The sequence below is a fragment of the Methylobacterium sp. 1030 genome, from assembly GCF_040544715.1.
Classification (GTDB): domain Bacteria; phylum Pseudomonadota; class Alphaproteobacteria; order Rhizobiales; family Beijerinckiaceae; genus Methylobacterium.
Map to the genome: position 1 here is coordinate 22,600 of NZ_JBEPKM010000001.1, position 21,576 is coordinate 44,175.

At 63.8% G+C, this 21,576-nt stretch carries 16 protein-coding genes, 2 tRNA genes and 1 pseudogene; 7 read left to right on the forward strand and 12 right to left on the reverse strand.

The genetic code is table 11. From position 1 onward, the window contains the following. Positions 1 to 1,011: a phytanoyl-CoA dioxygenase family protein gene (locus ABIC30_RS00050; RefSeq protein ID WP_354453572.1), complete on the forward strand. Its 1,011-nt coding sequence runs from the start codon at positions 1 to 3 to the stop codon at positions 1,009 to 1,011. Positions 1,012 to 1,071: 60 nt separating this feature from the next. Here the strand turns inward: ABIC30_RS00050 and ABIC30_RS00055 are convergent, their stop codons facing one another. Together ABIC30_RS00055 and ABIC30_RS00060 are read right to left on the reverse strand one after the other, a co-directional pair. Further along, positions 1,072 to 1,977 carry a phytanoyl-CoA dioxygenase family protein gene (locus ABIC30_RS00055; RefSeq protein WP_354453574.1) on the reverse strand — a complete coding sequence of 302 codons (906 nt, stop codon included), beginning with the start codon at positions 1,975 to 1,977 and terminating at the stop codon, positions 1,072 to 1,074. 131 nt (positions 1,978 to 2,108) lie between these two features. Then, on the reverse strand, positions 2,109 to 2,465 hold the full coding sequence (locus ABIC30_RS00060; RefSeq protein WP_354453576.1) for a hypothetical protein: 357 nt from the start codon (positions 2,463 to 2,465) through the stop codon (positions 2,109 to 2,111). A 156-nt stretch (positions 2,466 to 2,621) separates the two neighbouring features. On the opposite strand from ABIC30_RS00060, the gene ABIC30_RS00065 reads away from it, so the two are divergent. The 3 genes from ABIC30_RS00065 to ABIC30_RS00075 all read left to right on the forward strand — a co-directional run bounded on the left by ABIC30_RS00065 (position 2,622) and on the right by ABIC30_RS00075 (position 6,307). Then, complete coding sequence (locus tag ABIC30_RS00065) at positions 2,622 to 2,825, forward strand: hypothetical protein (protein WP_354453577.1); 204 nt, start codon at positions 2,622 to 2,624, stop codon at positions 2,823 to 2,825. A gap of 817 nt (positions 2,826 to 3,642) precedes the next feature. After that, the gene (locus ABIC30_RS00070; protein ID WP_354453578.1) at positions 3,643 to 4,581 is read left to right on the forward strand and encodes an HTH domain-containing protein; all 939 of its coding nucleotides are present in this window, start codon (positions 3,643 to 3,645) and stop codon (positions 4,579 to 4,581) included. Continuing rightward, positions 4,568 to 6,307: a CHAT domain-containing protein gene (locus tag ABIC30_RS00075; protein ID WP_354453580.1), complete on the forward strand. Its 1,740-nt coding sequence runs from the start codon at positions 4,568 to 4,570 to the stop codon at positions 6,305 to 6,307. Before ABIC30_RS00070 ends, ABIC30_RS00075 begins: the two co-directional genes overlap by 14 nt. A 53-nt stretch (positions 6,308 to 6,360) precedes the next feature. On the opposite strand, the gene ABIC30_RS00080 is transcribed toward ABIC30_RS00075, so the two are convergent. Further along, on the reverse strand, positions 6,361 to 6,585 hold the full coding sequence (locus tag ABIC30_RS00080) for a DUF1653 domain-containing protein (protein ID WP_354453582.1): 225 nt from the start codon (positions 6,583 to 6,585) through the stop codon (positions 6,361 to 6,363). A gap of 73 nt (positions 6,586 to 6,658) precedes the next feature. Beyond that, complete coding sequence (locus ABIC30_RS00085; protein ID WP_354453584.1) at positions 6,659 to 7,828, reverse strand: S8 family peptidase; 1,170 nt, start codon at positions 7,826 to 7,828, stop codon at positions 6,659 to 6,661. 764 nt (positions 7,829 to 8,592) lie between these two features. Between ABIC30_RS00085 and istA the strand changes: the two genes are divergently transcribed. Further along, a complete protein-coding gene (istA, locus tag ABIC30_RS00090) occupies positions 8,593 to 9,858 on the forward strand; it encodes an IS21 family transposase (protein ID WP_354453586.1) in 1,266 nt (421 codons plus the stop codon). A gap of 169 nt (positions 9,859 to 10,027) precedes the next feature. After that, a pseudogene (locus tag ABIC30_RS00095) lies at positions 10,028 to 10,219 on the forward strand (ATP-binding protein); the annotation flags it as partial. 618 nt (positions 10,220 to 10,837) lie between these two features. On the opposite strand, the gene ABIC30_RS00100 reads toward ABIC30_RS00095, so the two are convergent. The 7 genes from ABIC30_RS00100 to ABIC30_RS00130 all read right to left on the reverse strand — a co-directional run bounded on the left by ABIC30_RS00100 (position 10,838) and on the right by ABIC30_RS00130 (position 18,309). Then, positions 10,838 to 10,913: transfer RNA gene (locus ABIC30_RS00100), tRNA-Val, on the reverse strand. A 61-nt stretch (positions 10,914 to 10,974) separates the two neighbouring features. Beyond that, a complete protein-coding gene (locus tag ABIC30_RS00105) occupies positions 10,975 to 11,694 on the reverse strand; it encodes an aspartate/glutamate racemase family protein (protein WP_020090760.1) in 720 nt (239 codons plus the stop codon). An 83-nt stretch (positions 11,695 to 11,777) separates the two neighbouring features. Continuing rightward, positions 11,778 to 14,204 (reverse strand): endopeptidase La, encoded by a 2,427-nt coding sequence (gene lon, locus ABIC30_RS00110; protein ID WP_020090761.1) that lies wholly within the window; start codon positions 14,202 to 14,204, stop codon positions 11,778 to 11,780. Between the two features lie 246 nt (positions 14,205 to 14,450). Next, complete coding sequence (clpX, locus tag ABIC30_RS00115) at positions 14,451 to 15,722, reverse strand: ATP-dependent Clp protease ATP-binding subunit ClpX (protein WP_020090762.1); 1,272 nt, start codon at positions 15,720 to 15,722, stop codon at positions 14,451 to 14,453. Positions 15,723 to 15,906: 184 nt separating this feature from the next. Continuing rightward, positions 15,907 to 16,533: an ATP-dependent Clp protease proteolytic subunit gene (locus ABIC30_RS00120; protein ID WP_012322036.1), complete on the reverse strand. Its 627-nt coding sequence runs from the start codon at positions 16,531 to 16,533 to the stop codon at positions 15,907 to 15,909. A gap of 126 nt (positions 16,534 to 16,659) precedes the next feature. Beyond that, complete coding sequence (tig, locus tag ABIC30_RS00125; protein ID WP_042672154.1) at positions 16,660 to 18,093, reverse strand: trigger factor; 1,434 nt, start codon at positions 18,091 to 18,093, stop codon at positions 16,660 to 16,662. Positions 18,094 to 18,224: 131 nt separating this feature from the next. After that, positions 18,225 to 18,309 (reverse strand) — tRNA-Leu (locus ABIC30_RS00130). Positions 18,310 to 18,457: 148 nt separating this feature from the next. Between ABIC30_RS00130 and ABIC30_RS00135 the strand changes: the two genes are divergently transcribed. Next, positions 18,458 to 19,960, forward strand: coding sequence for a multicopper oxidase family protein (locus ABIC30_RS00135; RefSeq protein WP_020090764.1), 1,503 nt, complete (start codon positions 18,458 to 18,460; stop codon positions 19,958 to 19,960). Positions 19,961 to 19,976: 16 nt separating this feature from the next. On the opposite strand, the gene ABIC30_RS00140 is transcribed toward ABIC30_RS00135, so the two are convergent. Next, a complete protein-coding gene (locus ABIC30_RS00140; RefSeq protein WP_354453589.1) occupies positions 19,977 to 21,479 on the reverse strand; it encodes an NAD(P)H-hydrate dehydratase in 1,503 nt (500 codons plus the stop codon). Positions 21,480 to 21,576: the final 97 nt, after the last annotated feature.

The following is a 21,576-nucleotide window of genomic DNA, read 5'->3' on the forward strand; positions in this document are numbered from 1 at the left end:
ATGAACAAGATCGCTCACGCCGTGTTGGAGAACGGCTTCGCTGGTCCGCTAGATTCTGGCATTCGGCCCGACATCCTCGCCAGCGCGGCGGCCAAGATCGACCGGGTGCTCGAAACGCGCGGTGCGCACCCCATGTACAGGCGCTTTTCGGTCCGCGATTGGCACCTGATCGAGCCCGAGATCCTCGACCTCTTCACCGAGAGGCGCATCGTCAATGCGGTGTCCGACGTCCTTGGCGGCGACATCCTCCTCTGGCGGTCCAAAATCTTCGCCAAGGCCCCCGGCGAGGAGGCGCTCGGATGGCACCAGGAATGGGGTCCGTTCAACGGCGAGGAGATCGGGAACGACAAGGCCGCCCTCTATCCTGCGGAACATCGCCGCGATGCGCCGTGGAACCTCACCATGTGGCTGGCGCTCGACGACGTGACCTGGGACATGGGGCCGATCCGTTTCGCGCGGGGGACGCAGAAGAGGCGCTTCCCCATCGCGATGGAACCGATCGTCCAATCCGAATTCTACCTCGATCCGTTCCGCGACATCTCGACGCTCGAGCAACTCGTTACCCGCGCGCAGGAGTCGGCACTGGTTCTCGATATCGACACGGCCGACTATTTCGACGGCGCACCGGCCAGTTTGACGCTCGAAGAGGGCAAGGCGCTGGTCCTCGACAAGCTGCGTGCCGAGCGCGGGGCGGTCACGCTCGACTTCGACGAGAGCGAGCACGAGGTCGTGTCGATGCCCATGAAGGCGGGTCAGTTCGTGCTGTTCACCGAGCGCTGCATGCACGGCTCGAGCGCCAACGTCACCGATCGCCGTCGCCTCGCGATCAATGCGCGCTACACCTTCGCCGACACGCTGATCTATCCGTTCCGCGAGTCGAACGAACCGTTCGACGGCTCGAACCTTGACATCAGCAGCCATCGCTGCGTGCTGGTGAAGGGACGGTCGCTCGAGCCGCGCAATGCGGTCGCGACGCCGGACGAGGTCCGTGCAGAACAGACCCTCGGCTGATGACAGGTACAGAGCGGCTAGGGCGCATTGCCCCGCTCGCCGCCGGCGACGCCGCTCCGTTTAGGTATAGACCAGGCGCAGCAGCAGCCGATCGGCGCTTTCGGGCGTCGTGGCACGATGATAGGTCGAGTTGTCCATGACGAAGCCGGTGCCGGCCTTCCCCTCGATAATCGTTTCATTTTCGCTACCGTATTGACGCCTGAGCACATCAGCAGGCTGCGAGTAGCTGAACAGCATCGGCAGCGTCTTCTTCTTGTGTGAGTTCTTGAACATCACATGTGCGCCTGACGTGCGGTCGGTATCTGTGATGTAGAAGGCCGCCATCACGAAATTGTAGCCGTGCAGATCGAAATGATAGTCGATCGCATTGCCCTGTCGCATCTGCTCCTCGACGCTGAGGCCGGTCGCGTAGCTCCAGTAGAGCTCGAGATCGCTGAGGCGCTTGGGCCAGTAGCCGAGATAGCCACTGACCACCTTGAGCAGAACCGGATCATTAACTACCCGCGACACGCATTCGTGGTTCAACAGCTGCAGCTTGCGACTTTTGTAGGCAGTGCCGAGCGAGACCAGCTGCCCGTCTGGGAGGCGCCCGCCCTCCGTCACCTCGGATTTGAAAAACGGCCGCGAGCGTACCGAGTTCTGGAGCGGAAGGCTGCAGGCGAGATTGTAGATTTCGTTGACCAGTGCCGGCGGAAGATCGAAATGAAGCGAAATGCCGTCCTTGCGGAGTTCCTCGACGCTGCGATCGGCGTCGATCGCCTCGAAGAAGCTTTCGGACAGCGGCTGGAACATGCTTTGCGGCGTTTGGTGTCGGCGCCTGTCGGCCGATTGGCGCACTCGCTGCAAATAGCTGTAGGAGACGCGGCAGCTGCGAAACCGCGCCAGCACGAACATCGGGCCGATTCTGAAAACGCGGCGATGAATCGTGTTGAGGAGGATCGACAGCTTCTTGCTATGCTCACGCAACGACCTGGATATCATCGTTGCCTCTAGAAGGCTCTATACGTAAAATAGGGCGCTTCCGGGCCGAGCCGACAGACATCGTCCTCATCGGAACGAGTCGGCCAGACTGAGCCTGCGCGGCGCAGTATACACCCTTATTCCACGGATATGGGATGATGGCCAATCAGTCGCGCGGCGTTGGGCAAGACTGCCTCGAGCTGGTCCGCGTGCGAGAGAAGCTTTAGGATATCGATCTTGCAATCGATCTCCTTCAGCCTCACCTCTGGGTTGTCAGCAAGATAGGCCTCCACCGCCGCTATGTCAGTGCCGTCGAGTTCAATGTAATCGAGCTTGGCAGTGGCCAAGCCGTCATCGCTCACCCCGGTTAGCCGGATCCTGACGGGCCAACCCTGCCCAGGAACATTCACATCAATAAAATCGTAGATCTTTAAACTAGCGAGACCCGATATCTCGACAGTGCTGGTTCGATCTGCCTGCGAAAAGAGACTCATCAGATTCTCCTTTACATATTGTTTGACACCGACTTAAATCGAAGTACAGCGCTGCGCGTTTAGTTGTGCCAGACGTTAGCGTCAGCTGCTTTGGCCTGGCTAACTTTGATCGTACACCCACCGTACGCGCGATGCAACAATGCATGTGGCAAGCGGATGCAGTTCGGCGGTTCCGACGAACTTGGCGTCCCGGCCGCCTTCGGGGCCTTTGGCGAATTCCTTGACTTCCGCACCGAGCAGATGACGGCGAAGCAGGACGATCAGCGTCTCGAACTGCTCGTCGCACAAATCCTCATAGCGCTACACCATATCGGCAACGGTCCGGTTCTGCCTCGGGGCCGGGAGGCCGCGCTTAGATGAAGGCGCATAGCGTGGCCCCAACAACGACGGAATCGATCTTCGTTGTTCCGCCTCGACGCCGTTCCCACGGCCAAGGTGGCGATCCACCGCATGAAAGATCGACTGATATCGGTAATCTTTCTGCCTGGCTCGAAAGGCAGCTTTTTGAGGCAGCCTTGACCAACGCGCTTGATGAGCCGGGAATGACCGGTGTCGGCGTAAGCTGATGCACTCAGTACCGCACGAAACGACCGCCAATGGTCGGCCATGCAGGTTAAGCGTGTGCTGGACCGGGCAGCCTGAAACCCGACCGGCGCCCCGCCGAATTCCAGACAGGATCGGCGTTTTAGCCCCCGCCCCGGCGATGGGACCGGGCGCCGCCTCTACAGCGGTGGTCACGCGACACGTGCTCGCCGATTCTGCCGAAAAGCCCTTTTCGCCCCCCCCCGGGGCGGGGTCTTTCCCGGGAAACCATGCCGCCAGAAAATTACAGACGATTTTCTGCTATCGATAAAAGCCGGCCTACCTATTTCGTGAGCCGGCCGCGCTGCTTGTCACTCAGCGTCCGGCGGGGCACCATCGCAAATTAAGACACAGCAGGCGGGACACCGCGCGGCATACCTTCCCCCTTACAAGAGAGTCTGGCCTATTGCGCATCGGTTAGGTTGCGCCCACCTCAACCTTGAAGTAGGATCGCCAGAATCGGCATCGCGATCATTTGTTAATAATGATTTATCACCGCCACCACGTCGGAACAATTGATAAACCAAAACTCGCGTGGGAAAAATTAATTACTCGGAAATATTGTCGCGGCTCAAGGGTTTACGAGCCGCTACCTATGAAGCCCGAGAATTATCTCAGAATTGCCGAGCTGGTTCTTGAAGTTGCTCGGCGGCCGTTGTCGGCCCGCGCAATTATGGAAGCGGCACATCGTGGGGGCATAGTACCCCGCCGCTTTTACGGAAAAACCCAGCATAAAACACTACAAGCGCGCTTGAGCGAGGACATCCTCCGCCACAGATTGGAAAGCCGATTTTTCCGGACGAATCCTGGTCAATTTTTTCTATCGCGACTGCGCTCTGACCCAACGATCCCAGACGACTATAAAGATCCGTTCCATGCGCGTCGCCGGACAAGAGACTTAGACAAAGCAGAAGCACTAGCTATCGAAGAAAATTTCTTACTTTCAGTCAAAGACCACTTCCTTGACTGGAGAAGCTTGATTGAAGCAGCGACTCGGACGGGAGCACTTAGACATATTGATCCCAAAACACCACACGACGGGTATGTTCTTGTTTGGGCTTTCTCAGTCGTCCGAAAGAGGGAGAAAATTCTTTCTTACAGGAATGGACGATATAGAGATGATCGCGACGCATTCGCTAACCGTAAGTCGATTGGCTTTGCGGAGATCGTCAGCTATGAAAACCAAACACTGTTTAACGACGATTTTGGTATAGCAGATTGTGGCCTGCGAACAGTCATGTACGATCTAGATCTTTCTTATTCGGCATTCTCTTCACAGATAGTAAAACCCGTCATATCTTTTGCGGCCATATTATCACAAGCGCAGACGAAACCTGCCATGATCTTTGTCCTCGAATGGGAGTGCCCGGACTGGTTTGAGCCAACGGCACGCCGCCTATCTTTGAACGATCTTCGGTGGATAGACCTGAACCAACGACCGAATGACGCAGAAGCATTCGAGCCGGTCTCAGCCCTGGCGTTGGAAGGTCTAATACAAAATACACGCCACAAGTGCAATAATGCCTCGAATTAGCGCGCAACAAGTAGCGATTATTCGATTCGAGTTGGAGCGCGGCAATCCAAAGCGAAAGAAGGTCGCGCTACAGGATCTGTGCTCACTCTATAGAAAGGAGTTCTTCCTCGGCTCTGATGAAGTTCACGGAGTTGAGGCGACAATCAATGGACTGCTTCTACAGACTGGTCAAGATCTGAAGGTCGTTCGATGGTGTCTGAATGCACTGGCGCAATTTGGGCGCTATAAAAACTCTGAATTCTACGTCAATGCGGCTCTTAAGAAATACCAGGGTAACGCAGAGATAGAAGCTGCGGGTGTTGCTGCCCTATGCTTCATGCGCAGAGGCGATGTTGGATCCATCGAAGCGCTCGCCGACATACATCCAACAATATGGAAATTGGCAGCTTTACAGAATACAAGCCCGAAAAACCTAGACCTTGGTTCACTAAAGATAGATATTGATACGGCGGAGAACGATGTCCTCAGGCTGGCTCTTATAACAGTCGGACTAAATCGTGATATCGAGCATCTATTCCATCCAAAACATAAAAACGGCGTTCTCGTGAAGCGCCTGGGCGAACATCCAGATGATATAGTACAGCAGTACAGCGTTTGGGCCGTCATAGAAAATAGTCGCCTTGATTTCCATGACCTCGGAATTCAACTCGATAAAATACGTGATTTGAAATCTAACGTTCAGGCTAAAGTCTACCAGTTGGTAGCCGAACGCGACCCAGATCTCAGGCGCAGACTTGCAATTACAGCTCAAGGGTCTTCGTTTGAGACGTCTGAGGATGCAAGAGAAGGGTTAGCGAAGGGCATCAGATCTTCCTATTACGATGGACTTGAAGGTATCACCCTGGACTGGTTTCCGCAGGAGGAAAATCCGATAGTGCGCGGGCACCTCGCCGAGCATTTCGCGCGCTTTTCGGATGACTGCCCTCTTTACCAGCCAATAGCCCTCCGCATCAACGAAGAAGCCCCAAGCCTTAGCGAAAGGCTTATGCTTGGTGCGGCGAAGACAAATCTGCATAGTAAGCTGCAAGCGGCGGAAACAATTACTTTACTCGATAGGATGGGTAATGCTTACGATTTAGGGGCCGCCATTCGTGACCGTATCGCTGGAATTGGGACTCGATCCGCATTCAGAGTTCTGCTTCTGTCGGCGAGTCCGATTGATAAGCCGAGGATGAGACTGGAAGAAGAGCAAAGGAACATTGATCAGCGGTTGCGTCTCCTGAAGAACAGCAGCGCTGACATGCACTTTTCATTTGAGCCGGCAGCTCGCACTCAAGACTTGCTTGCAAATGTCCTGGGGTCATATGCTGACATATTTCATTTCAGCGGTCACGGCATATCGGGCGGACTGATTTTCGAAGATGCCTCCGGTCATCACCAAATCATTTATGCGGAAGAAATAGCTGATTATCTTGCGCGGCTGGGAAGGAACATAAAATGTGTGCTTCTGAACGCCTGCTTTTCAACTTCGTTAGCTGCAGCACTCAATCCATATGTCGATTATGTGATCGGCTGCAACTCCGCGATAGATGACGATGCGGCCATAACCTTCGCGGGTTCCTTCTACGTTTCTCTTGCCGGTGGCCTATCTTTCGACGAGGCGTTTAGATCGGCAGCTGAAGACGTCGCCTTGAACCACTCTCGTCGTGAGGCAGACAAATACGCAATCTACCTTCGAGCGCACGTCACGGAGAACGCCGAGTCTGCAATCGAGAAGGGTAAGTGATGAATCGTTAGAGGCAGCGTCTACGTAAGGAAGGAATTTGTCTTCGCGATCTATTACTCAATTTCCTTCTCAAAGCGGCCGTCGAAAAATTCATTTGCCGGCCGCACCCATATACGACCGTCGTCGCCTTGGTAGACAACCAAGCGCTCATTGTCTCCGACAGGAGCGGACGTTTGCAAATTGGCCTCTCCGACTATTCTGTATGTCGAGCCTCTTTTGCGATGTCTATATAGACATCCGGTTACAACACTTGCGTTGCTTTGTTCGTGATCGTTCATATTCCGCACCTCGATCGACTGCTTGTTCCGATTATGCGATACTCTCGAACCTGATTCGAAAACCGACTCTAGCTCATTTGTCGGTCGGCGCTGAAACGAGCCCTTGCCCTACGTCGGCGGCATCAAGCCCGGCTACGAAGACGCCCTCTTGCGCTGAGGTGATAAGGTTCGCCCGCACATTAGACGGGTTTGCCTGCGTACGGCGCTTTCCAAGGGCCTCCCACCATAACGCCGCAACCCCTGCAACGTGCGGGCACGCCATGCTTGTCCCACTTAAGCTAACCAACCCTCCGCCGATCTCAGCAGATAAGATGTCAACGCCAGGCCCTGCGACTGTGGCTAAGCTATTAGAAAAATCCGCAACGTCGAACTTATCATCCTTCCGGCCGATTGCGGCGACTGAAACAACATCATCCGCCGCTGCCGGCAACGATGCCGCGATTCGATAATCGGGTTTTGTGTTGCGCTGACTCTCATTCCCCGCTGCGGCGATTACTAAGGAAGATGCGGAGAAATTTTCCTGTGCTTTGTTAACTCGCATCAGAGCATCGAAAAGTCGCAGATTACCGCGGTAGGCCTCCAGCGCTTTCGATGTCGCAAGTTCAACTGGCCACTTCTTTTCGACTAAAGAAGCAACCATTCCGGGATAATCAAATCCCACAGACATGGAAATTATGTTTGCCCTGTTCCGCATCGCCCAGCTGAGACCGTTGAATAGGGCTTCCGAGCTGCCACGACCATCGTCCTTCAACACCTTACCGATGAAGGCCGTGGTGATGCCTCTTGCCACACCGATCCTGAAGCTGACGTCGCGACCAAATATGGTTCCAGCACAATGCGTGCCGTGCCCGTTCCGATCGCCGTTTCCCGAGCCGCTGAAATCTTCCTCAAGTATCTTTACCCCTGTAAAAGCTGGATGCTTGGCGTCGATACCGGTGTCCAACACAGCCACGGTGACGCCTGCTCCAGTATGGGCTGATTGATCTGCCTTTACGGCAGTGATCCCCCAATTCGTCCCGGACTTGCCCGATTCAGAGCGATACGGTTTTATTAGGGTGATAGGCATTGTAGGGCATGCTGCAACAATGTCGGGGTCACGCTGCAGATCTGCAATGTCTCTATCTCGCAGGTCATCTACACTAATATCCAGATCATCAATTGCTGCAGAATCTCCCCTAGTGCGGCGTGAAGAGTTTGCAGATGCTACCGCTGCAGAACCGCGCAGCATTACGTATCGAGTCAATTTCCCACCTCACTATCTAGATAGTCCAGAATACCGCAGGACGGTGCAGTTGTGGAGATCTGGCGAATTTACTAATCTCGCTAACTCTATTTACGGGCTAGCGAAAGCTTGTAGCTATTCTCAACGCGCCGTGCTCTCGACCGTCACCACACAGCTCTGAATGTTCAGGAAGTGGTGTACGAGAGGTCGGTAGCTGGTATGGCGGTTCGTTCATCGCGAGCACCTCTTCCGTGGTCCCGATACGCTTCTAAAGCCCACGGCAGATCGTGCTGCCTGTCGCGATGATTTCGGTGTGCCTGCCCTAATGCCTTCTATCGGCCCGCTCCAGGCGCACACGCTGCAGCCGATCTGCAGGTTCGACAACCCATGTATGTAGCCTTGCCGGGTATGACCAGGAACATGAGCCGTCTCGCGTTCAGAATCACACCCACGCCGGGCTTCTTGTTCCGCTCGCACGTCCGGTCTCCGTCGCTTGTCGCGCCTAACGGAAGGGGCACAGAGTGCTAGGTAGACGGTTGTTGGAATTGCTCGCCCAGCTCTCCTGATGATCCCTGGCGCAAGATAGCGCCGCCTCTTCCGCTGCTCCGGCCGTGCGCTAAGGACAGACCACCTGTCAGCGGGCGTTGAATACTCCCTGATTGTGGGCATCGAAAATTCCCTGGTCGGTGCCCGGGCCTGAGTGCGCGGAGGGCACCCCGCGCTCTCAGGCTTATCCATCCTGCGCCACCATGCCGGCCGATGCGTATCGGTCGGGAGCGACGAGGATGGTCGTGCTGGGAGAACTCCTCATGATCCTCGACCTGCACCAACAGGGCCTGTCGGTTACCGCCATCGCCCGCTGGACAGGGCGTGAACCGAAGACGGTCCGGAAGTACATCGCGCGCGGCCTCGAACCACCGGCCTACGGTCCCCGCCAAGCCGGACGTCCGAGCAAGCTCGCCCCCTACCTCGTCTACCTGCGTGAGCGCGTCACAGCCTTCCCCGATCTCAGCGCCGTGCGCCTGACCCGCGAGCTGCGGGAGCGGGGCTATACTGGGGCCTACACCGCCGTGAAGCGGTTCGTCGCCGCGACCCGTCCGCCCGAGGCCAAGCCCTACGAGGTTCGCTTCGAGACCCCCGCCGGCCAGCAGGCGCAGGTCGACTTCGCTCGCTTCGTGGTCACCTTCACAGACGCACCGGGCGCGAGCTGCATCGTCTGGCTGTTCTCGCTCGTGCTCGGCCATTCCCGGCACATCGAGGCGCGCTTCGTCCTGCATCAGGACCTGCAGACCCTGATGCGCTGTCACATGCAGGCGTTCGCCGCGATTGGCGGCGTGCCGATCGAGATCCTCTACGACCGCATGAAGACCGCGGTCACCGGCGAGGCCGCGGACGGCCACATCGTCTACAATCGATCCTTGCTGGCGCTGGCCAAACATTACGGCTTCCTGCCGCGTGCCTGCCGGCCGTACCGGGCCAAGACGAAGGGCAAGGTCGAACGGCCGTTCTCCTACATCCGCCAGGACTTCTTCGTTGCCCGCTCCTTCCGCGACCTCGACGACCTGAACCTCCAGCTCCGGACTTGGCTCAACACCATCGCCAACGTCCGCCTGCACGGCACCACGCAGCGAGTCGTCTCAGAGGCTTTCGCCGCCGAGAAGCCCGAGCTGCAGCCGCTGCCCGCCGTGCCCTTCGATGTCCTGCTCAAGCTCGAACGGCGCGTCAGCCACGACGGCCTCGTCTCGATCGGCGGCAACTACTACAGCGTGCCGGATCGGACGCGGCGCGTCGTCGAAGTGCACCAGTTGCCCGACACGATCCGCATCCTCGACGGCGGCCGGCTCGTGGCGAGCCACTCGATCCTGGAGGGACGGCGCCAGTACCGCGTCGATCCCGAGCATCGGCAGGGCGCGGCCGCCCGAGCCATGCGGCACGGCCATCCCGACAGCCCGACGCTCGGTCGGAGTGGCGATCACGTCGCGCAGCGCTCCCTGGCCGTCTACCAAGCCGTCGGCGAGCGGCTCGCCGCTGGGATCGGGGTCCGGTCATGACCCGCACCGCTCCCGCCCATGCCGCGACGACCCTCGACAGGATCAAGCACAGCCTGGTCGGCTTGCGCATGCCGCGAGCCCTCGAAGTCCTCGACGCCACGGTCCGGCGCATCGAGCAGGGCGAGATCGATGGGATCACCGCCCTCGACGAGATCCTGATGGAGGAACTACGGCCCTGCTCGACCGCTTGCTGCATCACGCCGTCGTCATCCAGATCGAGGGGGCGAGCTACCGGCTGCGCCAGCACGGCGATCTCATCCCCGAGCACGTCCGTTCGAAGGCGCTGATCACCCCGCCGCCGGTTCCACGACGCCGCGGCCGGCCACCCAAAAAGGCGACCCTTGATCATATCGCCGGCTGATCACCGATCACCATCGAACCCGCCGGGTAGGGAATTTTGAAAGCCCACAAATGCGGAGACTTCGGCGCTCGTTGACACCACCATGTTGAAACCGGTCGATGCCTACCGGCGTCGCACTCGTGTTGCGCTCCGGTCTGCCCTGAAAGGCGCCGCTAGCCGAGATGATCTGGCGACTGCGAGATGACTTGCTGACGCCACCTGCGCAATTTGCAGGATGCGGGGGTGTGGGCGCGCCGGCTGCATTAAGCCCTTCTGAAGCGCCTCGACGGCGCGCAGCAGCGGCGTCGAAACGGTCGGCATTCGCAATTAGCTTTACTGTGCAGGCCGCACGCTACCGCATAGCCTTACAATGCGGCCAACCCGTGCGCTGCCATAGCCTCGTTGAAGGGGGGCGTGATCTCAGGCTGAAGGCGGCGAATTGCAGAGGCAGTTTGGGCGTTGTTCGTAGCGGGCGGCTCGACCTTCTGGTTCCTGATTGCTCTCCAGATCCCATCATGAACCACCAGAAGGGCCAGCTCATCACGCGGGCGATTCGCATCAGTGCTTCCCATGCGCTTCCCAATCTGCCCTACTGGGAAGCGGCAGAAGACCAAAGTCGAGGTAACCTATTGTAATTATTGGTGGGCGGTGAGGGACTCGAACCCCCGACCCTCTCCGTGTAAAGGAGACGCTCTACCAACTGAGCTAACCGCCCGGCTGGCGACCGTTACGGCATGGTCCCGGTCCGGTGCAAGGGTCCGCACCCCGGATCCTTATCAGGGGTCGATGAGCCGCGTCGCCAGCGCGGGTGTCAGGCCGATGCTCTCGACAGGGTCAGGCCTCGACGGGGCCTGCCCGAATGCGCCCGCGGCCAGAACCGCGCGGGTCCCCGCCTCGACCGAGCAGATCACCGGAACGGGAACCTGGGGAGCGATCCGCGCGGCGAGCCCGGCCAGACCGGCACCGCCCAGGATGACCGACTCGGCGCCGGCCCCCGCGCAGGCGCGGCAGGCTTGGGCGAGGATCTCCAGGGCCGCGTCCGGGTCACGGGCGATGGTGCCGCCGCTCGGAGCCACCGTGCGGAGGGCCGCGAGGGCGTCGGCGAGGTTGAGGGCCGCCACGAACTCCCGCAGCATCGGCTCCCAGGCCGCGCCCCCGGTGACGATCCCGAAGCGACCGGACGCAGCGGCCTCGCGGCAGGCCGCTTCCGCCATGCCGATGACCGGTACCCGCGACAGCTCACGCAGGGCGAGGAGGCCCGGATCACCGAAGCAGGCTAGGTAGACCGCATCGCAGCCGGCGCCGTGCTCCGCGAGAGCGTCGAGGGCCGCGTGGCCGGCGATCGCCGCCGCCGCCCGGCTCGCGATGTAGCGGGCTCCGAACCGGCCGGTGACGGCGCGCAGCTCCGCACGGCCGCCGAGCTGGGTGCGGACATGGCCGGCGACGAGATCGGTGACGTGCGCACTCGTGTTCGGGTTGATCAGCAGGATGCGCATCCGGGCCTCCGCGCTCGCGTTCGCGCATGAAAAAGCCCCCGGGGCTCGGGGCACCGGGGGCTCGTCTCAATCGATCGGGCGGCTCAGTGCGCCACGAAGGCAGCGCCGTCCTCTTCGGTCCGGGCGGGCTTCGCCACCGGGAGCGGCTCCTCCCACTCGATCGCCTCGGGCTGACGGACCAGCGCCTTCTCCAGCACCTGATCCATCCGCGACACAGGCACGATCTCCAGCCCGTTCTTCACGCTGTCGGGCACCTCGGCGATGTCCTTGGCGTTCTCCTCGGGGATCAGCACCGTCTTGATGCCGCCGCGCAGCGCGGCGAGCAGTTTCTCCTTCAGGCCGCCGATCGGCAGGACCCGGCCGCGGAGCGTCACCTCGCCGGTCATCGCGACCTCGCGGCGGACCGGAATCCCGGTCAGCGTCGAGATGATCGCGGTGGCCATGGCGATGCCGGCCGACGGACCGTCCTTCGGGGTCGCCCCCTCCGGAACGTGAACGTGGATGTCGCGCCGGTCGAACAGCGGCGGCTCGATCCCGAAATCGATCGCCCGCGAGCGGACGTAGCTCGCCGCCGCCGAGATCGACTCCTTCATCACGTCCTTCAAGTTGCCGGTGACCGTCATCTTGCCCTTGCCGGGCATCATGACGCCCTCGATCGTCAGCAATTCGCCGCCGACCTCGGTCCAGGCCAGACCCGTCACCACGCCGACCTGATCGTCCGCGTCGATCTCGCCGTAGCGGAACTTCGGCGGGCCGAGGAAGACCGGAAGGGTGTCCGGGGTCACCGCGACCGACTTGGTCTTGGTGATCAGGATCTCCTTCACCGCCTTGCGGATCAGGTTGGACAGCTCGCGCTCCAGGTTGCGGACGCCCGCCTCCCGCGTGTAGCGGCGGACCAGCATCATCAAGCCATCGTCGTCGATCGACCACTCGTGCGTCCCGAGGCCGTGCTTCTTCAGGGCGTTCGGGATCAGGTGCTTGCGCGCGATCTCGACCTTCTCCTCCTCGGTGTATCCGGCGATGCGGATCACCTCCATCCGGTCCATGAGCGGGCCCGGGATGTTGAGGGTGTTGGCCGTGGTCACGAACATCACGTTCGAGAGGTCGTAATCCACCTCCAGGTAGTGGTCATTGAAGGTGCTGTTCTGCTCAGGGTCGAGAACCTCGAGGAGCGCCGCCGACGGATCGCCGCGGAAGTCCATGCCCATCTTGTCGATCTCGTCGAGCAGGATGAGCGGGTTCGAGGTCTTGGCCTTGCGCATCGACTGCACGATCTTGCCGGGCATCGAGCCGATATAGGTCCGGCGGTGACCGCGGATCTCGGCCTCGTCGCGCACGCCGCCGAGCGACATCCGGACGAACTCGCGACCCGTCGCCTTGGCGATGGACTTGCCGAGCGAGGTCTTGCCGACGCCGGGAGGACCGACGAGGCACAGGATCGGGCCGGTGAGCTTGTTCGCGCGCTGCTGCACCGCGAGGTACTCGACGATCCGCTCCTTGACCTTGTCGAGGCCGAAATGATCCTCGTCGAGCAGCGCCTGGGCGCCCAGCAGGTCCTTCTTGATCTTCGAGCGCTTGCTCCACGGGATGCCGAGCATCCAGTCGAGGTAGTTGCGCACGACGGTCGCCTCGGCCGACATCGGCGACATCTGCCGCAGCTTCTTCAGCTCGGCGGTGGCCTTGTCGCGGGCCTCCTTGGAGAGCTTGGTCTTCTCGATCTTCTCTTCCAGTTCGGCCAGCTCGTCGCGGCCATCCTCGGAGTCGCCCAGCTCCTTCTGGATCGCCTTCATCTGCTCGTTCAGGTAGTACTCGCGCTGGGTCTTCTCCATCTGCCGCTTGACGCGGGTCCGGATGCGCTTCTCCACCTGCAGCACGGAGATCTCGCTCTCCATCAGCGACAGCACGCGCTCGAGGCGCTGCGCCACCGTGGGGGTCTCCAGGATGCCCTGCTTGTCGGAGATCTTGACGAGCAGGTGCGAGCCGATCGTGTCGGCGAGCTTGGACGGCTCGTCGATCTGGGTCACGGCGGAGACGACCTCGGGCGAGATCTTCTTGTTCAGCTTGACGTAGTTCTCGAACTCCGAGAGCACGGAGCGCGCGAGCGCCTCGGCCTCGACGCGGTCGCCGAGCTCGTCGTGGAGCGCCTCGGCGGTCGCCTCGTAGAACTCGTCCGAGCGGGTGAAGTCGACGACCTTGGCGCGGCCGACACCCTCGACCAGCACCTTCACGGTGCCGTCGGGCAGCTTCAGCAACTGGAGCACCGAAGCGAGCGTGCCGATCTTGTAGATGGCGTCGGTCGCCGGGTCGTCGTCGCCCGCGTTGATCTGGGTGGCGAGCAGGATGTGGCGGTCGGTGCGGACGGCCTCCTCGAGGGCGCGGATCGACTTCTCGCGGCCCACGAACAGGGGCACGATCATGTGCGGGAAGACGACGATGTCGCGCAGGGGGAGGACGGCGTAGGTGCCCGTCGAACCCGGGACCACCGGCTGGCGCGATTTCGACTGTGACATGTGACTTCCTCTCAGGGACGCCCGGGTTCGGCGCCCCCATGCACGGAGCGCGCCTACAGCCGGGTGCCGACCGGGCCGCGAGGGTCGGATTTCGCTAACTTTGCGGCTGGCGACGCGGACCGGACCTCGAAGGAGCGTGCGGCCACCGCGCTGAGCCTGAGGTGGCTGCGAGGAAGCGCGTTTTCAAGGCGATCCCCGCAGCGCGCCCGGCCTGGGCCGGGCGCCTGATGCAACCCTGCCGAGTGCCTACGCGCTGACGCTCGCGGGCGTGTCCTTGTTGCGGTCGCCGTGGATGTAGAGGGGGCGCGACTTGCCCTCCACCACCTCCGGACCGATGACCACCTGCTCCACGGACTCGAGGCCCGGCAAGTCGTACATCGTGTCGAGCAGGATCGTCTCCAGGATGGAGCGCAGGCCGCGGGCGCCGGTCTTGCGCTCGATCGCCTTGCGAGCGACGAGCGACAGCGCCTCGTCCTGGAACGTCAGGTCGACGTTCTCCATCTCGAACAGCCGCTGGTACTGCTTGACCAGGGCGTTCTTCGGCTCCTGCAGGATCTTCTTCAGCGCGGCCTCGTCGAGGTCCTCCAGGGTCGCCAGGACCGGCAGACGGCCGACGAACTCGGGGATGAGGCCGAACTTCAGCAGGTCCTCCGGCTCGACCGAGCGGAAGATCTCGCCGGTGCGGCGGTCGTCCGGGGCCTGCACGGTCGCGCCGAAGCCGATCGAGGTGCCCTTGCCGCGCTGGGAGATGATCCGCTCCAGCCCCGCGAAGGCGCCGCCGCAGATGAACAGGATGTTGGTGGTGTCGACCTGCAGGAATTCCTGCTGCGGGTGCTTCCTTCCGCCCTGGGGCGGGACGGAGGCGACCGTGCCCTCCATGATCTTCAGGAGCGCCTGCTGCACGCCCTCGCCCGACACGTCGCGGGTGATCGACGGGTTGTCGGACTTCCGGGAGATCTTGTCGATCTCGTCGATGTAGACGATGCCGCGCTGGGCCCGCTCGACGTTGTAGTCCGAGGCCTGGAGCAGCTTGAGGATGATGTTCTCGACGTCCTCACCGACGTAGCCGGCCTCGGTCAGCGTCGTGGCGTCCGCCATGGTGAACGGCACGTCGAGGATCCGGGCCAGCGTCTGCGCGAGCAGGGTCTTGCCCGAGCCGGTCGGCCCGATCAGCATGATGTTGGACTTGGCCAGCTCGACGTCGTTGTGCTTCGTCGCGTGGGCGAGCCGCTTGTAGTGGTTGTGCACCGCGACCGAGAGGACCTTCTTGGCGAAGTCCTGGCCGATGACGTAGTCGTCGAGGACGCGGCGGATCTCCTTGGGGGTCGGCACGCCGTCGCGGCTCTTCACCAGCGAGGATTTCGACTCCTCGCGGATGATGTCCATGCACAGCTCGACGCACTCGTCGCAGATGAACACCGTGGGGCCGGCGATCAGCTTGCGGACCTCGTGCTGGCTCTTGCCGCAGAACGAGCAATACAGCGTGCTCTTCGAGTCGTTGCCGCCAGTCTTGCTCATATCGGTCTCCGATTCCTCGCGTCCGCCGCCGGCAAGGGGCGGACGCGCATCGCATGAATGTAGGGGGCCCGTTTAAAGAAACAGTGTGCTGCGCGCCTTTGACCGAAGGGCCCGAACCTCGATGCAAACACGCTGCCGCGGCGGGATCAAGGCCGCGCCGCGGCGGTCAGGCGACGCGGGCCGGTCAGGCGGCCGCCGGCTCGGGACGCTTCTCGATCACCTCGTCGATGAGCCCGAACTCCTTGGCCGCGTCGGCGGTCATGAAGTTGTCGCGCTCCAGCGCCGTGTGGATCGTGTCGTAGTCGCGGCCGGTGTGCTTCACGTAGATCTCGTTCAGGCGCCGCTTCAGCGCCTCGATCTCGCGGGCGTGGATCAGGATGTCGGTCGCCTGACCCTGGAAGCCGCCGGACGGCTGGTGGACCATGATCCGGGCGTTCGGCAGGGCGAAGCGGTGGCCCGGCTCGCCGGCGGTGAGCAGCAGGGAGCCCATCGAGGCGGCCTGGCCGACGCAGAGGGTCGTCACCGGGCAGCGGATGAACTGCATCGTGTCGTAGATCGACAGGCCCGAGGTAACCACGCCGCCGGGGGAGTTGATGTAGAAGGAGATTTCCTTCTTCGGGTTCTCCGCCTCGAGGAAGAGCAGCTGCGCCACGATCAGCGACGCGCCGTAATCCTCCACGGGGCCGGTGAGGAAGATGATGCGCTCGCGGAGCAGGCGGGAGTAGATGTCGAAGGCGCGCTCGCCGCGGCTCGACTGCTCGACGACCATCGGCACGAGCGCGTTGTTGTAGACGTCGATCGGATCTCTCATCTCATCCTGCCCCGGAGTGAGGCCCGGGGCTGCCGCGAATCAGGGCAGCCCCGGGCATGTCAGCGAACACCGGCGATGCTTAACCATCGCCTAACCCTTGCCCGCCGTCCTGGGACAGAGCGGGACTCAGTCGGCCTTGGCTTCGGTCTTGGCGTCGGTCTTGGACTCGCCCTTGGCCTCGGCCTTGTCTGCCGGCTTGCCGCCGGTCGTGTCGTCGTCATCTTCGTCCGCGAAAAGCGCCTCTTTCGAGACGGGCTCCTCGACGAGCTTGACCTGCCCGAGGACGTGGTCGACGACCTTCTCCTCGAACAAGGGCGCGCGGAGTTCCGCGAGCGCCTGCGCATTCTTCCGGTAGAAGTCCCAGACCTGCTGCTCCTGGCCCGGGAACTGCCGGACCCGGGCGATGAGGGCCTGGTTCACCTCCTCGTCCGAGACCTTGATATCGGCGCTCTCGCCGACCTGCGCAAGCACGAGACCGAGACGGACGCGCCGTTCCGCGATCTTCCGGTACTCGGCCTGGGCCTTCTCCTCGGTGGTGTCCTCGTCCTCGAAGGTCTTGCCGCGGGTCTTGAGGTCCTGCTCGACCTGGGCCCAGACGGCGGCGAATTCCTGGGCCACCAGCGACGGGGGCAGCTCGAAGGCGTACTTGCCGTCCAGCGCGTCGAGGAGCTCCTTCTTGAGCCGGCGGCGCGAGGCGGCCTCGAAATCCCGGCCGATCGCCTCGGAAACGGCCTCGCGGAGCTTCTCCAGCGACTCCATGCCCATGGACTTGGCGAGCTCGTCGTCGATCTTCGCCTCGCCCGCCGCCTGGATCTTCGTGACGGTCACGTCGAACTCGGCGTCCTTGCCGGCGAGGTGCTCGGCCCCGTACTCGGCCGGGAAGGTGACCTTCACGAGGCGCTTGTCGCCGACCTTGGCGCCGACGAGCTGCTCCTCGAAGCCCGGGATGAACGAGCCGGAGCCGAGCTCCAGGTCGATGCCCTCGCCCTTGCCGCCCTGGAACTCCTCGCCGTCGATGCGGCCGACGAAGTCGATGGTGACGCGGTCGCCGCTCTGGGCCTCGGCGCCCTCCTCGCGCTCGGTGAACGGACGGCTCTGGCCGGCCATGCGCTCCAGGGCCTCGTCGACCTCGGCGTCGGCGGGCTTGGCCACGAGCTTGGTCAGGCTGACGTCGGAGAGGTCGGCGAGCTCGAAGCTCGGCATCACCTCGAGGGCGACCTTGAAGGCGAGGTCGCCCTTGGCGTCGAGCGCCTTCTCGACCTCGGCCTGGTCGGTCGGGAACTCGACCTGCGGCTCCAGGGCGAGCTTGAGGCCGTTATCGGTGACGATCTGGCGGTTCGCCTCGTTGACGGCGTTCTGCACCACCTCGGCCATCACGGAGCGGCCGTAGACCTTGCGCAGGTGCGCGACCGGCACCTTGCCGGGACGGAAGCCCTTGAGCTGCACCTTGTCCTTCATGCCGGACAGCTCGTTGGTCAGGCGCTCCTCGAGTTCCTGGGCGGCCAGCAGAACCTGAAACTCGCGCTTCAGCCCCTGGGCGTTGATCTCGGTCACCTGCATCGTCGTCGTCGCTCTTCAAAGAAACCTGGGTTCGCCGGCCGGGCCGGCGTCGTGCTCGCGCGGACCGGGATGCCGAGATGTCGGGTACGGGGCGGAGGGTCCCGAGGGGACCGCAACCTCAGCAGAGGTCCTGGTGCGGGCGGAGGGGCTCGAACCCCCACGTCTTGCGACACTGGAACCTAAATCCAGCGCGTCTACCAGTTCCGCCACGCCCGCGCGCGCCGACATCCGGCGCATCGCCGGCCGCCGGAAGCGCGCCCTATAGCATGGGCCGGCGGGCCCGCAGCAAAAAACTTGCCCCTGTGGCGCGGGAGCCCGCGCGCCGCTAAGGAGCGGGTCCGTCGCGAGCCGCAGCCGAGATCCCATGCCGCCATCCCGCACCGTGCCGCCGACCGATTCGCGCGCCGGCACGCCGTCGCGACGAACCCTGCTCGCCGCCGCGGCGGCCTTCGGGCTCGCGCCGGAGGCCGCGCGGGCCCAGGCGCCGGCCGCCGCGCCGGGGACATCCGCGCCCGTCCAGCCGCAGCCCGAGCCCGCGCCGGCGGCCCTGCCGGCGGCGCCCGGCAAGGCCCGGTTCAGGCCGGACCCCGCACCCGAGACGGCGGTCTGGTGCTTCGACGGCAAGGCCCTGCCGCCCGTGGTCCGGGTGAAGCTCGGGCAGGCGTTGCGCCTCAAGGTCGAGAACCGGACCGACAAGCCGCTGTCGCTGCACTGGCACGGGGTGCGCAACGTCAACGCCATGGACGGTGTCGGCGGCGTGACCCAGGCGCCGATCCCGCCGGGCAGCGACTTCCTCTACATTTTCACGCCGCCGGATGCCGGCTCCTACCTGATCCGGCCCCTGGTCGTCGGCGGGGCGAGCGAGCCGTCGGGCCGGGGCCTCGCGGGCATGCTGGTCGTCGAGGAGACGAACCCGCCCGCGGTCGACGCCGACGTCAGCGTCGTCCTGCAGGACTGGCGGCTCCAGGACGACGGCACCCTCATGCCGTTCGGGCAGACGGCGCTCGCGGCCGCGCACGGGCGCCTCGGCAATCTCGTGACCGTCAACGGCAAGCCGGTGCCGGGCGCCTTCGAGGCGAGGCCCGGCTCCCGAATCCGCCTGCGTCTCGGCAATGCCTGCAACGCCCGGGCAACGCGCATCAAGTTCGAGGGCGTGAAGGTCTACGTGGCGGCGGTCGACGGCCAGCCCACCGACACGTTCGAGCCCCTGCGGGCGACCCTGCCCTTCCCGCCCGGCACCCGCTACGACCTGCTGGTCGACCTGCCGGAGGAGGAAGGCGCCACCTGCGAGATCCACGCGCTGATCGGCAAGGGCCTGGTCCTGGCGAGCGTCGTCACCAAGGGTGCCCGGATCACCGAGAAGCGGCCCCCGATCGGGCCGATCGGCGAGAACAAGCGCCTGCCGGCCGAGATCAAGCTCCAGAACGCCCTGCGCCGCGACGTGGTGATCACCGGCGGCGCCTTCGTGCCGAAGGGCAAGGACGGAGTGAAGGACGGAGCCAAGGACGGCCCCGCGCCCGATCCGGTCTACACGGGCGACCCGCAGAAGATCTGGTCGGTGAACGGCGCGAGCGGCACCGCCGGCCTCGCGCCGATCTTCTCGGTGAAGCGCGGGCAGGTGGTGGTGCTGGCCCTGCGCAACGAGACCGCCTTCCCGCAGGCCCTGCACCTGCACGGCCACTGCTTCCGCCTGCTTCATCCCCTGGACGACGGCTGGGAGCCCTACTGGCTCGACACGTTCCAGCTCCTGGAGGGGCGGACGGCCCGGATCGGCTTCCTGGCGGACAATCCGGGGCGCTGGCTGATCAGCGCCACGGTGCTGGAACGGTTCGACACCGGCCTCTGGACGATGTTCGAGGTCACCTGAGCGGTCGGCCGCCGTGTCAGCCCCCGGTCGACGCGACGAGGTCGCGCAGGACCGCCGGCATCAACTCGGGGATGTCCTCGGCGATCAGGCCCGGCCCGTGGCGCAGGCCCGCATCCCCGTGGAGCCAGACGCCGGCCGCGGCGGCCGCGAAGGGCTCCATGCCCTGCGCGAGCAGGCCGGCGATCAGGCCGCCGAGCACGTCCCCGGACCCGCCCGTCCCGAGATAGGGGCTGCCGTGGTCGTTGATGGCCGCACGGCCGTCGGGGGCCGCGATCACCGTGTCGGCCCCCTTGAAGACTACCACGGCACCGGTGAGCGCGGCCGCCGCGCGGGCCCGGGCGACCTTGTCGGCGCCCTCGGCCATCGCGTCCGTCCCGTCGAAGAGCCGCGCGAACTCGCCGGCATGCGGGGTCAGCACGGCCCGCGCGTCCCCGTCGGCGAGATGGGCGGCGAGCAGCGGCGCCTTGCCGGCGAAGCTCGTCAGCGCGTCGGCGTCGAGGACGAGGCCGCGCCCGGCCGCGGCCGCGACGGCCACGCGCTCCCGGGTCGGCTCGCCGGTGCCGAGCCCGGGTCCGGCCAGGATCACGTTCAGCCGCTCGTCGGTGAGCAGGTCGTCGAGGTCGTCGGCGCTCTCGCAGGGCCGCAGCATGATCGCCGTGAGGTGGGCGGCGTTCTCGGGCAGCGCGGCGGTCGGGGACGCGACGGTGACGAGCCCGGCCCCGACCCGCAGGGCGCCGCGGGCGGCGAGCCGGGCGGCGCCGGTCTTGGTGGCCGGCCCGGACAGGACCAGGGCGTGGCCGCGGGTGTACTTGTGGCTCGCGCCGGTGAGGCGCGGGAAGTCCCGGCCCCACAGGTCGGGCCCGTTCCGGTCGAGGGGCGCGCGGGCGGCCAGGCCCGCCTCCAGCGCCGCCGGGCCGGTCCCGATATCGGCGAGGCTGAGCTGGCCGCACAGGCCCCGCCCAGGCTGGAGCAGGTGCCCGGGCTTGAAGGTCACGAAGGTCACGGTCTCCACTGCCCGGATGGCGGCGCCGCGCACCGCGCCGGTATCGCCGTCGACCCCGCTCGGCACGTCGACGGCGAGCACCGGCATCCCGGCCTCGTTCACCGCCTCGACGAGCGCGCGGGCGGCGCCGTCGAGGTCGCGCGACAGGCCGGCGCCGAACAGGGCGTCGATCACGAGGTCGCCGGACGGCAGCGCGCCGCCCTCGGCCGGGTGCACCGGCCCCGTCCAGGCCGCGGCCGCGAGCGCGGCGTCCCCCGTCAGCGCCGACACCGCGCCGAGGCAGAAGAGTTCGACCGCGTAGCCGGCTTCGGCCAGCAGGCGCGCGGCCACGAAGCCGTCGCCGCCGTTGTTGCCCGGCCCGCACAGGACGACGACGCGGCCACCGGCCGGGAGCCTCGCCCGGGCGCGCCCGGCCACAGCGGCCCCGGCCGCCTCCATCAGCGTCAGGCCCGGCACGCCGCCCTCGATTGCCGCGGCATCGACCCGCCTCATTGCCGCAACCGTCAGCAACCGCATATCCGTCTCCGCCTCTGCCCGTGCACCGATCAGCCCTGACTAAAATCGCGCCAGATTCCGGTGAAGCGCTCTAAGGATGTGCGTGCATCGCACAGCA

Excerpts from the sequence above, each read along its gene's own strand:
- ABIC30_RS00050 (WP_354453572.1), top strand. The coding sequence starts at position 1 with ATGAACAAGATCGCTCACGCCGTGTTGGAGAACGGCTTCGCTGGTCCG.
- ABIC30_RS00060 (WP_354453576.1), bottom strand. The coding sequence starts at position 2,465 with ATGAGTCTCTTTTCGCAGGCAGATCGAACCAGCACTGTCGAGATATCG.
- ABIC30_RS00065 (WP_354453577.1), top strand. The coding sequence starts at position 2,622 with ATGCAGTTCGGCGGTTCCGACGAACTTGGCGTCCCGGCCGCCTTCGGG.
- ABIC30_RS00070 (WP_354453578.1), top strand. The coding sequence starts at position 3,643 with ATGAAGCCCGAGAATTATCTCAGAATTGCCGAGCTGGTTCTTGAAGTT.
- ABIC30_RS00075 (WP_354453580.1), top strand. The coding sequence starts at position 4,568 with ATGCCTCGAATTAGCGCGCAACAAGTAGCGATTATTCGATTCGAGTTG.
- ABIC30_RS00080 (WP_354453582.1), bottom strand. The coding sequence starts at position 6,585 with ATGAACGATCACGAACAAAGCAACGCAAGTGTTGTAACCGGATGTCTA.
- istA (WP_354453586.1), top strand. The coding sequence starts at position 8,593 with ATGGTCGTGCTGGGAGAACTCCTCATGATCCTCGACCTGCACCAACAG.
- ABIC30_RS00105 (WP_020090760.1), bottom strand. The coding sequence starts at position 11,694 with ATGCGCATCCTGCTGATCAACCCGAACACGAGTGCGCACGTCACCGAT.
- lon (WP_020090761.1), bottom strand. The coding sequence starts at position 14,204 with ATGTCACAGTCGAAATCGCGCCAGCCGGTGGTCCCGGGTTCGACGGGC.
- clpX (WP_020090762.1), bottom strand. The coding sequence starts at position 15,722 with ATGAGCAAGACTGGCGGCAACGACTCGAAGAGCACGCTGTATTGCTCG.
- ABIC30_RS00120 (WP_012322036.1), bottom strand. The coding sequence starts at position 16,533 with ATGAGAGATCCGATCGACGTCTACAACAACGCGCTCGTGCCGATGGTC.
- tig (WP_042672154.1), bottom strand. The coding sequence starts at position 18,093 with ATGCAGGTGACCGAGATCAACGCCCAGGGGCTGAAGCGCGAGTTTCAG.
- ABIC30_RS00135 (WP_020090764.1), top strand. The coding sequence starts at position 18,458 with ATGCCGCCATCCCGCACCGTGCCGCCGACCGATTCGCGCGCCGGCACG.
- ABIC30_RS00140 (WP_354453589.1), bottom strand. The coding sequence starts at position 21,479 with ATGCGGTTGCTGACGGTTGCGGCAATGAGGCGGGTCGATGCCGCGGCA.